General features: G+C 49.5%; 14 protein-coding genes. 7 read left to right on the top strand and 7 right to left on the bottom strand.

Going from position 1 to position 13,942, the window contains the following annotated elements; all coding sequences use genetic code 11:
• Nucleotides 1-237 precede the first annotated feature (237 nt).
• The 5 genes from J4F31_09880 (at nucleotide 238) to J4F31_09860 (ending at nucleotide 4,944) form a co-directional block, all read left to right on the top strand.
• The gene (locus J4F31_09880; GenBank protein MCE2496866.1) at nucleotides 238-627 is read left to right on the top strand and encodes a DUF423 domain-containing protein; all 390 of its coding nucleotides are present in this window, start codon (nucleotides 238-240) and stop codon (nucleotides 625-627) included.
• A 110-nt stretch (nucleotides 628-737) separates the two neighbouring features.
• Complete coding sequence (pckA, locus tag J4F31_09875) at nucleotides 738-2,351, top strand: phosphoenolpyruvate carboxykinase (ATP) (protein ID MCE2496865.1); 1,614 nt, start codon at nucleotides 738-740, stop codon at nucleotides 2,349-2,351.
• Nucleotides 2,352-2,424: 73 nt separating this feature from the next.
• Nucleotides 2,425-4,053 (top strand): hypothetical protein, encoded by a 1,629-nt coding sequence (locus J4F31_09870; protein MCE2496864.1) that lies wholly within the window; start codon nucleotides 2,425-2,427, stop codon nucleotides 4,051-4,053.
• Nucleotides 3,998-4,585, top strand: coding sequence for a hypothetical protein (locus J4F31_09865; GenBank protein ID MCE2496863.1), 588 nt, complete (start codon nucleotides 3,998-4,000; stop codon nucleotides 4,583-4,585). Before J4F31_09870 ends, J4F31_09865 begins: the two co-directional genes overlap by 56 nt.
• A gap of 38 nt (nucleotides 4,586-4,623) precedes the next feature.
• Complete coding sequence (locus J4F31_09860) at nucleotides 4,624-4,944, top strand: DUF962 domain-containing protein (GenBank protein MCE2496862.1); 321 nt, start codon at nucleotides 4,624-4,626, stop codon at nucleotides 4,942-4,944.
• A 4-nt stretch (nucleotides 4,945-4,948) separates the two neighbouring features.
• On the opposite strand, the gene J4F31_09855 is transcribed toward J4F31_09860, so the two are convergent.
• Genes J4F31_09855 through J4F31_09830 form a run of 6 tightly spaced genes read right to left on the bottom strand, consistent with a single transcriptional unit; the run spans nucleotide 4,949 to nucleotide 10,189 of the window.
• A complete protein-coding gene (locus J4F31_09855; GenBank protein MCE2496861.1) occupies nucleotides 4,949-5,431 on the bottom strand; it encodes an ABC transporter ATPase in 483 nt (160 codons plus the stop codon).
• A 1-nt stretch (nucleotide 5,432) separates the two neighbouring features.
• A complete protein-coding gene (locus J4F31_09850; protein MCE2496860.1) occupies nucleotides 5,433-6,224 on the bottom strand; it encodes a (Fe-S)-binding protein in 792 nt (263 codons plus the stop codon).
• Entirely contained in the window at nucleotides 6,217-6,648 is a 432-nt protein-coding gene (locus J4F31_09845) for a phosphoheptose isomerase (GenBank protein ID MCE2496859.1), read from the bottom strand. Before J4F31_09845 ends, J4F31_09850 begins: the two co-directional genes overlap by 8 nt.
• Nucleotides 6,641-7,969 (bottom strand): (Fe-S)-binding protein, encoded by a 1,329-nt coding sequence (locus J4F31_09840; GenBank protein ID MCE2496858.1) that lies wholly within the window; start codon nucleotides 7,967-7,969, stop codon nucleotides 6,641-6,643. Before J4F31_09840 ends, J4F31_09845 begins: the two co-directional genes overlap by 8 nt.
• Nucleotides 7,969-8,961: an MCE family protein gene (locus J4F31_09835; GenBank protein MCE2496857.1), complete on the bottom strand. Its 993-nt coding sequence runs from the start codon at nucleotides 8,959-8,961 to the stop codon at nucleotides 7,969-7,971. The genes J4F31_09840 and J4F31_09835 overlap by 1 nt, the downstream gene beginning before the upstream one ends.
• A gap of 52 nt (nucleotides 8,962-9,013) precedes the next feature.
• Nucleotides 9,014-10,189: an N-acetylmuramoyl-L-alanine amidase gene (locus J4F31_09830; GenBank protein ID MCE2496856.1), complete on the bottom strand. Its 1,176-nt coding sequence runs from the start codon at nucleotides 10,187-10,189 to the stop codon at nucleotides 9,014-9,016.
• 62 nt (nucleotides 10,190-10,251) lie between these two features.
• Here J4F31_09830 and J4F31_09825 point away from each other — a divergent pair, with 62 nt between their 5' ends.
• On the top strand, nucleotides 10,252-12,876 hold the full coding sequence (locus tag J4F31_09825) for an LPS-assembly protein LptD (protein ID MCE2496855.1): 2,625 nt from the start codon (nucleotides 10,252-10,254) through the stop codon (nucleotides 12,874-12,876).
• On the opposite strand, the gene J4F31_09820 is transcribed toward J4F31_09825, so the two are convergent.
• Entirely contained in the window at nucleotides 12,838-13,437 is a 600-nt protein-coding gene (locus J4F31_09820; GenBank protein ID MCE2496854.1) for an aminodeoxychorismate/anthranilate synthase component II, read from the bottom strand. The genes J4F31_09825 and J4F31_09820 overlap by 39 nt on opposite strands.
• Nucleotides 13,438-13,481: 44 nt before the next feature.
• Here J4F31_09820 and J4F31_09815 point away from each other — a divergent pair, with 44 nt between their 5' ends.
• Nucleotides 13,482-13,859, top strand: a complete 378-nt coding sequence (locus J4F31_09815; GenBank protein MCE2496853.1) for a RidA family protein — start codon at nucleotides 13,482-13,484, stop codon at nucleotides 13,857-13,859.
• Nucleotides 13,860-13,942 lie beyond the last annotated feature (83 nt).

Below are 13,942 nucleotides of genomic sequence, written 5' to 3'. Positions count from 1 at the left end.
AAACAAGGTAAACCAATAACTATCTTTGAATATCAAAAACCGTAACCAAAACGGTCAACTCTTATCAGGGAAGGTCATTCCACAAACAATTAGAGTTTTCAAGTCTTGAAGAATCTTGAGAATAGGCTGTAAGCCATAAGCCGTAGGCTCTATGCTGTAGACTGTAGACTATCCCATTATCCATTAACTTCGGGGTACCAACCAACCAACTATTCATCAATTAACGATCAACGAAAAATGAAAAAACACCTCATCGGCGCCGCGATCTTCGGGGGAACCGGTGTTCTCTTAGGAGCATTGGGAGCTCATGCTTTAGAAGAAACTCTATCGCCGGAATCGCTCGCTTCGTTCAAGACAGGTGTGCGCTATCAAATGTTTCATGCCCTTGCCATGATCGCCTGGATCGCAGTGCGAAACGAGGTTTCGGAAAAGTCGTTGAAGTTCGGTCTGAATTTGATGAGTTGGGGTACGGTCTTGTTCTCGGTCAGCATCTATTTACTCGCCACTCGATCGGCCACCGGATTATCGGGAATTGGCTGGCTGGGCCCCATCACGCCGCTAGGCGGAGTTCTGCTTATTTCTTCGTGGTTCACGCTGATGACAGGGGTCGTCAAAGCCCGTGCTTAGTGTGAAATATACACGCTTTAGAGCTAAAAAAGTAGGACTTAAACCCTCGGAATCCGGCCAATTATGGCCTACCTTTGTTCTTTAATAAAGTGTAACCAACTCTATCTATTATGACGGAAAAGGGCAGAAAAGCGGCCCGCGCGAGCGTTGCCGATTACGGCATTAAAGACGCCACCGCTCACTGGAACCTCGACCCGAAAACCTTGGCGGACATCACAGTTGAAAAAGGGATGGGAGTGTACACCTCTACAGGGGCTGTGGCCATCGATACCGGCGAATTCACCGGTCGATCGCCTAAGGATCGTTTCATCGTAAAGGACGACGTCACTCGCGACGCAGTTTGGTGGGGCGATATCAATATTCCTTTTGAATCGGAGCATTTCGACGCTTTGTACGACAAAGTGATGGACTACCTCTCCGGTAAAGAGCTTTACGTGCGCGATGCTTTTGCTTGCGCCGATCCGAACTGCAAGACTTCGATCAGGGCCGTTACTGAGCTGCCGTGGTCGAATATGTTCGTGTACAACATGTTCCTTCGTCCGACCGACGAAGAGATCGACAACTTCGATCCGGAATGGTTGGTGATCAACGCACCCGGATTCATGGCCGACCCAGAGGTCGACCACACACGCCAACACAATTTTGCGATCTTGAACTTTACGAAGAAGATCGCATTGGTAGGCGGTACGGGATACACGGGTGAGATCAAGAAAGGAATTTTCTCGGCCTTGAATTTCATTCTCCCCCATCAAAAGAATACCTTGAGTATGCACTGCTCGGCCAACATCGGGAAAGACGGCGATACGTCGATCTTCTTCGGGTTGTCGGGTACGGGTAAAACGACCCTCAGCGCGGACCCTAACCGAAAACTAATTGGAGACGACGAGCACGGTTGGAGTAACGAGAATACTGTATTCAACTTCGAAGGCGGTTGCTACGCAAAGGTGATCAATCTGAGCGAAGAAAAAGAACCTGAGATCTTTGGAGTCATCAAAGAAGGTGCGTTGTTGGAAAACATTCGATTCAATGAGGGCACCAACGAGGTGGATTTCTACAATACCGATGTAACTGAGAACACGCGTGTTAGTTATCCGATCTACAACATCGATAACATTCAAGTGCCTAGCATCGGGGAGAATCCAAAGAATATTTTCTTCCTCACATGTGATGCTTTTGGCGTGTTGCCTCCGATCTCGAAATTGACCCCTGGTCAGGCGGCTTATCACTTCATTAGCGGCTATACCGCTAAAGTAGCCGGTACTGAAGCAGGTATCACCGATCCAGTTACGGCCTTCAGCGCTTGCTTTGGGGCGCCTTTTATGCCATTGCATCCTACCCGCTACGCTGAAATGCTGAGCGAAAAGATGCAGCAAGCCGGCGTTAACGTGTGGTTGGTAAATACCGGATGGTCTGGTGGAGGCTTCGGCGTTGGAAAGCGCATGAGTTTGAAGATCACCCGTGCTCTGATCACCGCAGCCATGGAAGGACAACTCGACGATGTTGAGTACGATACGCATAGCGTATTCGGGCTTCACATGCCGACCAGTTGCCCCAACGTGCCGGACGACGTTTTAAACCCGAGAAACACGTGGGCAGATAAAGAATCGTACGACAAGAAAGCCAGTGTATTGGCCGAGAAATTCGTGAAGAATTTCGAGAAGTTCGCAGAATACGCCAATGAAGAGATCATGGCGGCTTCACCTAATGTGAATGTGAACGCCTAAGACACAGGCGAACCAATAATTCAACACCACTCTGCGTTGGTAGAGGGGTGTTTTTTATTTGCACCTTTGCGGTATGATCCACAATGGCTCACATCAGAATCGGATGACCCCTCAACCTCTGACGTTGATGATCTTGCTGTTGGTCATCTCGAATCTGGCCGTAGGCCAAACAAAACTGGAGATCGTACAGGCGGGAACTTTGGCAGGGGATCGAACCGGAGGTCGCAATTGGCAGTATTTGACCGAAAAGGTGATCCTGAAGCAGGAAAACACGCTGCTTTACTGCGATTCGGCACTGCTCGACAAAGGCCGTAACGACACGCGAATGTACGGCAATGTCCGCATCCTTGGAGATTCGGCGGACCTTCGTTGCGATAGTTTGTACTATCAGGGAAATACCAAGAAGGCCCGAGCTTATTCGAATGTGGTCCTCGAGGATGGCGGATTGATCCTGAGGACACAGCGCTTGCAATGGGACCGTAAGAATCAAGTCGCCTACTACCTTACGGAGGGCTTCATTGAGGATGGCGAAAAGGACCTGTATAGCAAGCAGGGTCGGTACTACCTCGATCGGGGCGAAATGTTCTTTAGGGATAGCGTACGGCTCGATCATCCGAGCTACCGCATGGAAAGCGACACGTTGTATTACAACACAGCCACCGATATCGCATATTTCTATGGCCCTACGTACATTTTTAACGAGGAGTCGACCATTTATTGTGAAAATGGATGGTACAATACGCGCGCCGATCAGGCCCAGTTCAAGGAAAATGCCATCCTAACGAATGAAACCGCTCAGCTGCGGGGCGATTCGCTCTTTTATGATCGAATTGCGGGCGTAGGTCGCGGATTTTGTCAGGTAGAGTTAAAAGATACGGCTGAGGGCATCAGGATCTTCGGTGATTACGGAACATATTTCGAACCCGAAAAACGGGGTAAACTTTGGGGAATGCCCACCGCTGCGTTGGACTTTGGTGGCGATTCAATGTACGTCCATGCCGACACGCTCATGTGGAGTACGGATTCGACGGAATCGTCGAGGTTATCGAGCTTTCCGTATACGAGATTCTTTCAAGCGAGCATGCAAGGGCAATGCGATTCGCTTCACTACACCGAGTTGGATAGCCTCATTTACATGTACCGCGATCCGATCATGTGGTCCGATAGAAATCAAATCACAGCAGACAGTATACGCGTAAAGATGCTCGGTGGCCGTCTCGATTCCATGTTCCTCGACCGAAAAGCGATGATCGTGGCGCAGGAAGACAGCCTCATGTACCAGCAAATAAAGGGTAAGCGAATGGTGGGACTCTTCAACGAAAAGGAATTATACCGATTGAATGTGATGGGCAATGGACAATCCATATATTTCGTTTTGGAAGATGACGGAGACCTAGTAGGGATAAACATTACCGAATGCTCTGACATGCACATCTACCTGCGCGACAATGATATTCATAGCATCTCGTTCATCAACAAACCCGCTTCTGACCTGGTTCCGGTCGAAGAGCTTCCGCGGTCCGATTGGTACCTCGAAGGATTCAAATGGCGCGGCGCATGGCGTCCGATCGATCGCTTTGGTATTTACGTGGATCCTCGCAAGCAGCTGGAGTCCTCGACCGCTTCAAACGATGAACCGATCGACAATGGCGGTTCCGGAATGGGAACAACAGGCCAAAACGACGCTTCTCCGGATCGATGAGCTCGATCAAGAATTACTCGATCAAAGTTTTTTAGCCGCGCTAAACCACGTTCGAACGAAACGAGGTCGAACCGCGGTGAGCTATTCCGACAAACTAGACTCCACGGCGAGCACCTACGCACGCCAAATGAGCATCTTGAATTTTTTTGGCCACGTTCACCCGCACAGCGAATCGCTGCGAACACCGCTCGATCGCATTAAGAAACAATGGCCCGAAGTGCAGTATACCGGGAAAAACCTCGCCGAATTCACCCCCTACCTCATCACCACTATGCGCGCCCAATACTTCGTGAAAAAGGGATCAGACGGCAGTATCACGTGGCTCGATCAACGTAAACGCCCTTTGGAGCTCCACACCTATTGGTCGTTCGCCGAGTTCATCACCGACCAGTGGATGGGATCGCGCGGCCATCGCGAAAACCTCCTGAGTCCGAACTTCGAATTCATGGGTATGGGCTTCGACCCAAACCGCAGGTGCTTTCCCGACGAGATTCCCACGATCTACATCGTCCAAAATTTCGGCTTACCATAATTTTTCGAAATCCGTACCTTAGGGAAAACGCTTTAGCCATGGCCGAACGGATCTACAAGTCATTTAGCGAGTTCTATCCCTACTACCTCACCGAGCACAGTAAACGGGGTACCCGCATCACTCATTTTATCGGAATCTCCCTGTTCTTGCTGCTCGCTATTTACAGTATTCTCCGCCTCAACGGCTGGATGTTTTTGTTCGGGGTCATAGCGGCATATGGGTGGGCGTGGGTCGGACACTTCTTTATCGAAAAAAACAAACCCGCCACATTCCAATACCCCTTATGGAGCCTGGCCTCGGACTTCAAATTGTACTTTCAAATTTGGGGCGGAAAAGAAGGGTTCTCCGTTAAAGAATAGGCTCTTACAACAACTGGCTATGCCAGCTGTGCTTTACCGGCACTTCCCAATTCTGGTTGAGGTCGCCAACGCTTTCAACCATGTTATTGAACACCACGGTATCCTCGGACAACAATCCACTAGCCAAGGCATTCTGAAAATCGTTCATATCCATGGTATCGATACCTTGATCACCGCGGTAGTGAATCACTGTTCTATCGAAAAGGTTCAGTCCTAATTCCTGCTCAATGCCTTTGATCACGCCCACCGAAGAGTCAATACTACAACCCGATGCCCCCTCTTGTCGTTCGTCAACGGTTAATATGATGAACCTTTCGTAGAGAACGGTGAACGATGCCTTCAGCTCTTTGCTGTGAGCGGTCCACTGTTCGGTGAAATTCAGCAAAATCGCACTTATCACCTCTATCTCCTCTACATTCATCGCTCGATCGCATTGGTAGATCCAAACACGGGCATGATCGGGCATTTCAGAAAACGGCACGTACATATTACAAGTCTTTTGCAGTCGCCAGTAATTCGGCGATGTCGTATACTTTAACACTTTCTTCTTTGTCGGCTCCCTTAACTCCATCGGTCATCATGGTGTTACAGAAAGGACACCCGGCAGCAATGACCTCAGGCTTGGTTTCTAGCGCCTCTTCAGTGCGCTCGATGTTAACGTCCTTATTCCCCTTTTCAGGTTCCTTGAACATCTGGGCACCACCTGCTCCGCAGCAGAATCCGTTCGATTTACAACGGCGCATTTCAACCAACTCGGCATCGAGCTTTCTTATGAGTTCGCGAGGGGCTTCGTAAACGTTATTTGCACGGCCTAAATAACACGGGTCGTGGAAAGTAATGCGCTTCCCTTTAAACTCCCCACCTTCTACCGTTAAGCGGCCGTTTTCTATAAGATTCTGGAGAAATTGACTGTGGTGTTGCACTTTATACTCACCACCCAGTTCGGGATACTCGTTCTTGAGTGTATTAAAGCAATGCGGGCAGGTCGTTACGATGTTCTTTACTTCGTACATGTTCAGGACCTCGATATTCAGCATGGCCTGCATCTGAAACAAGAACTCATTACCGGCGCGTTTGGCCGGATCACCCGTGCAATTCTCCTCAGTTCCCAGCACGGCAAAAGAAACTCCGGCGTTATTTAGAAGTTTCACGAAAGCCCTGGTGATCTTCTTTGCTCGGTAGTCAAAACTGCCAGCGCATCCCACCCAGAATAAAACCCCTGGAGTTTCCCCTGCGGCCATCATCTCGGCCATGGTCCGTACATTCAGTCCTTCACTCATCTCCTTTGAACACTTGTATGGTTACTTCCTTATCGATAAAATCCGTAAAATTACCCTTGTACCGAGTCGCACGAACCAAATGGTTGTCGATCCAGTGATAGTTTCCACCTCGAGGCTTACCCATCAGTAACTCGTGGTACTTAAATCCGTGATCGTCGAGCCATCCCGTCGTCATTGCCCGATGCTCCTCAGTCCTCGAGGTAAAGAACGTAATGACGTGCCCTTCGTCGTACCACTTATTCAAGGTGTTCAAAGCGTCCGGATATACACGTGCAGAGGCCATTCGCTCCGGTTGCTCATTTGGGATATCATCGCATATTGTTCCATCGATATCGATCAAGTAGTTTTTGATCTCTTCGGGCAGAGTCGGACTCAACTCGTTTCCGTGCTCGTCCTTGATGAATCTTAAACTCTTCTCACTCATCCTTCCAGTTTAGTCGGTCCGCAGACGAAAATGCCCAGGGCGCACCGTTGTTCTCTACATTCATCATCATGACGTTGAGCTCGCTAGGAGCCGCCGACTCTTCCATCACTAAATAACGACGCATATCGACAATGATCGAAAGTGGATCAATATTGATCGGACATGCATCTACACAAGCGTTACAGCTCGTGCATGCCCATAACTCTTCACGACTGATGTGTCCATCCAGCAAACTCGTTCCGTCATCTTTGGACTCTCCCCCGTTTGCTCGAATATTGCTACCTACGACCTCTAAACGATCGCGGGTATCCATCATGATCTTTCGAGGCGATAATTCCTTTCCGGTTTGATTGGCCGGGCAAACACTCGTACAGCGTCCACATTCGGTACAGCTATAAGCATTCATTAACTGAACCCAGTTCAGGTCGGTCACATCCTTCGCTCCAAATCGGCCTGGTTGTTCGGCACCTTCTGCCGGAGCGGCAAAAGGATCGGCATTCGGGTCCATCATCATCTTCACCTCTTTGGTGACCTCTGCCATATTCGTAAATCGACCCTTAGCATTCAAATTGGAATACCATACATTCGGAAAGGCCAAAATGATGTGGAAGTGCTTGGAGATCACCAAATAGTTCAAGAAGGCCAGAATACCGACGATGTGAAACCACCACGCGGCACGCTCGACCATGATCAACCAACAGTCTGAGAAATTTGACAAGATCGGTGCCATGAGCCACGAACTCACCGGATAGGCACCCGCTTGGACATAAGGGTCAACACCTCGAGACTGAAGAACGTAGTCCGCTCCGTTCATCTTTAAAAAGGCCAACATGAGCAGTATCTCGGCCGCCAAAATTATCGTAGCATCCTTGGTCGGCCAACCTTTCATTTCCTTGTCCCAAAAACGCGGAATTTGCGAAATGTAACGGCGAGTCAAGAAGAACACACAGGAGAGCAACACGCCTAGGGCCAATATCTCGAATGATTCTATGAGAAAATCGTAGAACCCTCCCAGAAATGAAAACACGCGGTGAGTACCCAACACCCCGTCGATCAATATTTCAAGCACTTCGATGTTGATAATAACGAATCCGGCATAGATCACCACGTGCAGAAACCCGGCAATCGGTCTACGAACCATCTTTGATTGTCCTAGAGCTACCCCGGCCATTTCCGACCAGCGTTCGCTCTTTCGATCACTTCGGTCCACATCCTTCCCGAGCATGATATTCATACGGATCCTTCCTACGTTACGGGCAAAAAGAAAAATGGCACCGCCCAGGATCAAAATGAAAATGATGTTGGCTATTCCAAAGTGCATTACTCTTCTTTTTCTTCCTCAACCGGCTCTTCGTACTTTTTGTTTCCTCCGAAAACGGAGAAACGAACGTAGCGCGATGGATTCATTTTAAGATCGTACAACAGCTCACTCAACTCTTCAGTACTTCGTTCCAGGTTATCGTACAGCTGTTCATCCTGAGACAATTTACCCAATGTCCCTTCTCCAGCTTCGATCCGTGCCGTGATCGAGTCGATCCGCGCCATCACCGAATTCAATTCGTTCATCGTAGTAATGAAATCGACCTTGGCCAGAGTATCCGACACGGTAGCCATATTGCTCATGAGCTTGGCGTAGTCATCACTTGACCCTTCCAACGTATTGGAAATGCTGTCTAAGTGAACGATAATGCTATTGAAGCTCTGCTCATTTCCGGTTACCACCCTGTTGATCGAAAGAATGGTCGATTCCAGGGCAGTAAAGGTTTTCTCGACCTCCGTGAACGTGTTCTCAAATTGTTTGCGGCTGTCCTTATCGAAGAAGGCCTGAACATAGGTAATTACGCTATCCAGCGATACCAGTAGCTCCTCTGCTTTTCTTTTGATCGGAGCAACTTCCTGATTCACAGCATCCTGTAGGGACAATTCCGTATGACCGATCAACGTATCACCCGAAATGGCCGCAGGCCCTTCTCGTAAATTAACTCGGATCGCCTTCGAACCCAGCAAGTCCTGAGCGTAAATTTCCGCGATGGCGTTCTTACTGATCGGAAAATCCTCCTGCATGGACCAAGTGACCAGCAGGTCACCACTTCCATTAGGATGAAAACGAACATCCTTCACATAACCCACCTGAAAACCGTTCAACGTTACAGGTCGATCTTTGATCAATCCGTCCACCGATTTATATACAGAGTAAAAGACGACCTCCTTTGAAAAAAGATCGTTCTTTTTTAACCAGTTAAAACCCCAAAAGGCCAAAGCAATGGCCAACACTGCTATGAGGCCGATATACGTCTCTCTGGAAATTTTCAAAATAAGCCGTTTAAGCGTTTAGGCAATAATAGCGATTAATGGCCGAACTACCTCAGCGATCCGACTCATATGAACGAGCCTGATCAATGGAAATTCTATCGCCTTTGTAAAAGGCTACAACGAATGCCGATTCAAACCCCTTTTCGTTGGCCTGAGCCTTCAATTTATGCGCTTCCTCCATCGTTTCGCACGAACCGTAGGCATATTTATAGTAACCGTTCGATTCGATCATCACCACCGGCCAAAGCCCCTGAAAACGGGCATCGCGCAGCGGCACCTGAGTCGAAAGCGTGGCCAATTGCACGCGGTAAATCAAGTCCGACTCCGGCTTCCCCTCCCGCATTGCAGGCTCGACATCGACCTCGGCCGTTCGCTCGTTCTTCTCGAGATCGGCACCTCTCGGCGCGATGGATTCCTCCCCCCTTGAATCGCCATCCTCGATCCCCTTTTCACGATCCGCCTTATACTGCTTGAATGCCCGATAGATTGCCGAAGCCATGTAATCTTGCCCTTGGCCCGATTTAAGGAAGTCCTTCTCGGCCGGATTACTCAAAAAGCCGAGCTCCACCAATACCGAAGGCATCACCGTATGCGAAATCACGTAAAACCCAGCCTGCTTAACTCCTCGGTCGCGCCGCTTTACCCGTTCCCTGAACTGCTCCTGAATATTACTGGCCAGCTCCAGGCTTTGATCGTTAAAACTTCTCTGATTCAAACTTAGTGCGATGTAACTCTCAGGTACGTTCGGGTCAAATCCCGCGTACTTCTCTTGATAATCATCTTCGAGCAAGATCACAGAGTTCTCCCTCTTGGCGACTTCCAATTGGGCATTGGTCTTATGCATTCCAATGGTCCACGTCTCCGTACCATAGGCGTCGGTTCGCGCCACCCCGTTACAGTGAATGGAAATAAAAACATCTCCTTGAACGCGATTGGCCAACTGGGTTCGCTCCCAGAGCTCGAGGAACACATCCGTTTTCCGGGTGTAAACCACTTCAACATCCGGCATGTACTCCTTAATGTATTCGCCCAGCTTTAGTGCAACGGATAGGGCTACGTCCTTTTCGTAGGTCTTAGGACCACTTAAATTGTGCGTACCTGAGTCCTTCCCGCCATGACCGGCATCGATCACTACCCTCTCGATCTTGTCGGGATCGTTCTCCGGTTCCATAAAACTCAACAATGGAACCGCGAGACTCACAAGAATTACCAACATCAAGCGTTTCACTATCGGACTTATTTTAATATGTACCTTTGGCGGCACCGCGGTTTGATACAAACTTACGATACTTGCCCGTGCGCTTTCGGCCCACAGTCTCCCGGTTTTCCATAGTCACTTGTTTATTACTCCTGGCCTTCACAAGTGCTGCTCAGGTGGTCGAAACAAGTGAGCCGGATACGTCGTATTCGGTCGCGGACTCCTTGTCGGGTTTAGTAGATACCACTCAGACGCCCCCAAACGCTCTCAGCTTCACGGGCGATACGATTCCGCGGGCCGATTCATCTGCACGCACCGGATTCCTTCAATCGCGGGTCGAATACGATGCGCTGGACTCCAATTACCTTAACGTCGCAGAGAACAAAATCTATATGTACAACCAAGGAGTTGTCGTATACGGAGACATAAAACTCGAGGCGGGCTACATCGAATTCGACTTATCCAACAACCTATTATACGCCCGTGGAATTCCCGACAGCACGGGCGAAATGTCACAGCTTCCCAAATTCACGCAGGGCGGAAAAACCTACGATGCTGGCGAAATGACGTACAATTTTGAAACCTCAAAAGGGCGTATCAAAGACGTGGTTACCATGGAAGGTGAAGGCTATTTGTACGGCGACAAGGTCAAGAAGGTTAATGAAGATATCCTGTACGTGCGTGACGGTAAATTCACCACCGACGACCGGAATCCGCCCGATTACTACATCAAAGCCGACAAGATCAAAGTGGTGACCGACGACAAGATCATCACGGGTCCGGCCTACATGGTCATCGCCGATGTCCCTACTCCCCTAGCCGTTCCTTTTGGTGTATTCCCCGGGCAAAGCGGTAGAGCAAGCGGAATCCTCATGCCCACCTATGGTGAAAACACGCGTCGCGGGTTTTACCTCAGAAACGGAGGTTACTATTGGGCGGTCAACGATTACTTTGATTTTTCGCTGACCGGTGACATCTATTCAAGAAGTGGATGGGCCCTTTACGCCAATTCGGGATATCGTAAGCGGTACGCGTATAACGGAAACTTCCGACTAAGCTACACCGTAGTGAAAGAAGGCGATATCGATATTCCGTCGACGTACAGTAAGCGAAACGAATTCAACATCAATTGGTCGCACAATCAAGACCCAAAGGCCCGCCCGAATTCGCGTTTTACAGCAACGGTGAACCTCGGCTCTAGCAATTACTTCAGACAAAACACGACCAATCCGAACGACTTCCTAACCAACACCATGGCTTCGAGCATCAGCTATACCTACAACAACCCCAATCAGCCTTGGTCGTTGACCGCATCGGCCCGACACAGTCAAAACACCAAAACGCGCGCATTCAGCGTCACCATGCCCGATGTCAGCTTCAATATGCAGCGATTCTATCCATTCGAGCGGAAAGTTCAGGTTGGAGGTAAAAAGTGGTACGAAAAGATCGGTGTTCAATATCGGCTCGATGCCCGAAACCAACTCGATACCTACGATTCATTGCTCTTTAGGCCTCAAACACTCGATAACTTCGAATACGGTGTGCGCCACAACATCCCTATAGCCACGAATTTCAAGGTGTTGAAGCACTTTACCGTTAGCCCATCGGCTACCTATAACGAACGCTGGTACTTTGATCAAATTAGAAAGAGCTGGAATGCCGATAGTGGACAGGTTCAGATCGACACGCTCGATCAGTTCGGCGCCGTTCGCGATTTTAATGTTTCGGCCGGAATCACAACCAAACTATACGGTATGTGGCAATATCGTGGCGGATGGTTGCGCGCCATGCGCCACGTGATCACTCCGAGTGTGCGCTTTAGTTATCGGCCCGATTTTTCCGAACCGGAGTGGAATACCTGGGATTACTACATCGACGGAAACAGCGACACCGTCAACTATTCGTATTTCGAGAACGGCATTTTCGGCACCTCTCCAACCGGCCGATCGGGTACCGTGAGTTTCAGCGTGATCAATAACATCGACGCAAAAGTCATGGCGCGAAACGACACCACCGGGGAGCTTCAAAAAATAAACCTCATCGAGAGCTTTCAATTCGGAACGAGCTACAACATGGCCGCCGATAGCCTCAAATGGGCTCCCTTTACCTTCAACGGAAGAACCCGAATACTGAAGAATAAAGTGACGATACGGATCGACGGAGCCTTTGATTTCTACGATCTCGACGCTGAGGGCACCAAGGTCGATCGGTTCATGTGGGAAACCCAACGCAAGCTCATGCGACTAACCCAGATCAATTTCGCATTAGGATTCAACTTCCAAAGTAAAAAGCGAGTCGAAGGCAAAGATTCACGGGTCGACGCCGAAGTACTGCAACAGCACCCATCCGGCGATTTCATTCACAATCCGCCCAACAACTACGTCGATTTCAGTATCCCATGGAAATTTGGCGCCAACTACAAACTCAGCTACAGCAAACCCACGACTACCGAAACCATTACGCAAGCCTTGAGCTTCAATGGCGACCTCAGCCTAACACCTAATTGGAAGATCGGATTCACCTCGGGGTACGACTTCCGATCGGGTCAATTGACCTATACCACCCTCGACATCTACCGAGACCTCCACAGTTGGGAAATGCGGTTTAGCTGGGTACCCTTTGGATTCCAGCAGAGCTACAACTTCCACGTAGGGGTCAAAGCTCCGATCCTCCAAGACCTAAAAGTCACCCACCGCAAAGGATTCGGAGACTATTAACCACGCCTCTAACAGCTCTTTCCCGTGGTCCGTCATGATCGATTCGGGATGGAACTGCACCCCCCAAGTCGGGTGTTCGCGGTGCTCCCAAGCCATCAGAATATCGCGATCGTCGTATGCCAGCGGCAAGAGTTCACCCGGCAAGGAATGGCGTTCTATGGCCCATGAATGATACAATCCGCCTACGGCGGGAAGGGCATCTGCTGAGGCCGTTAGCCTGTCCGTAGTTTGCCAACGAAGTGGAGTGGGCTGGCCGTGCTGAATGTCAGGAACGTTGTACAACTTTGCGCCGTAAAACTCCGCCAATCCCTGACACCCCAAACACACACCCAGGATCGGCATTTTACCCGAAAAAGTTCTGATCACCTCCGGCATGATCCCCGCGTCGGAAGGTAATCCGGGGCCGGGTGAAAGCACCAACAGGTCGTATTCGCTCACCCGTGAGACGTCGATTTTATCGTTGCGGCGCACATCCACATCGGCCCGTAGGGCCTCCAACATATGGGCCAAGTTATAGGTGAAAGAATCGTAATTATCGAGGAGCAACAACTTTTTGGACATGTGGTAAAATTGCGCTTAAATTGGCGGGGAACAAAGCCAAGTTTATGAAAAAGATCATTGAAAGTGAGCGCGTGCCTGCACCGATAGGCCCCTATAGCCAAGCCGTGTTGGTGGGCGGAACGCTATACGCCTCGGGTCAAATCGCCCTCAATGCCGAAACAGGTCAAATGCACAACCGCGATGTGGAGACCGAAACCCGAAAGGTCATGGGGAACATCAAAGCAGTTCTTAGCGAAGCCGGAATGGAGTTCGCGAATGTCGTGAAGGTGAGTATATTCCTTAAAGATCTGAATGATTTTGAAGTGGTTAATAAGGTCTATGGCGGGTTCTTCATCAATAATTACCCAGCACGCGAAACGGTGCAAGTAGCGCGTTTACCGAAAGATGCGCGGGTCGAAATATCGATAATCGCGGCAAAATAGTTCTTAGGAGTCTGTTCAGAAAAGTGTGTCACTTAACTTAGTGATATGAAAAAGCAAGAAATATCGAAAGCCGGCTTACAAGA

It is taken from the genome of Flavobacteriales bacterium (genome assembly GCA_021296215.1).
Lineage (GTDB): Bacteria > Bacteroidota > Bacteroidia > Flavobacteriales > ECT2AJA-044 > ECT2AJA-044.
This window is presented reverse-complemented; position numbering and strand designations above follow the sequence as displayed.